Raw genomic sequence first — 519 nt, forward strand, 5'->3', positions numbered from 1 at the left:
CGTCAGGGCCAAAGGGGAAGTCACTTTCGGCGCACATAAATGTCTCTAAATACGATTCCAATTCTTTGATATTCATGCTCATTCCTTAGCTTTTTTGCGACGAGATTCGCTATTCAAATTGAGGCAGTAGTAACTTTAACGCCTGATTCACTTGTGACTTTTCGTCCGCCGACAATCCACTAATCAAACTATGTTGTACATCCACATGCTCTTGGATCAACGACTCAATCAATGCCAAGCCTTCAGTCGTTAGCTCAACAGTAACACTGCGTCGGTCTTCTTTACTGTGCTCTCTGGCAATAAAGCCTTTCTTTTCTAGCTTGTCTAAGCGGTTGGTCATCGCTCCGGACGTGAGCATCATCGACGCAATCAACTCTGATGGGGTGAGACGGTAAGGCGCTCCGGCACGGCGCAGCGTGGCTAACACATCAAATTCGCCCATTTTCAGGTCATATTGTTTGTGCAGATCAGCGACTCGACACTCCATATGCTTAGCAATGCGCATTAGCCTACCCCTAA

1 protein-coding gene and 1 pseudogene are annotated in these 519 nt (G+C 46.8%); both read right to left on the bottom strand.

The annotated features are described in order from the left end of the window. A pseudogene (locus R7Q09_RS28330) lies at window positions 1–76 on the bottom strand (MmcQ/YjbR family DNA-binding protein); the annotation flags it as partial. Window positions 77–109: 33 nt separating this feature from the next. Then, window positions 110–519 (bottom strand): MarR family transcriptional regulator (locus R7Q09_RS28335; protein ID WP_318144231.1); only part of this gene is annotated, 410 nt, incomplete at its 5' end.

The organism is Vibrio sp. 2130-1 (assembly GCF_033339515.1).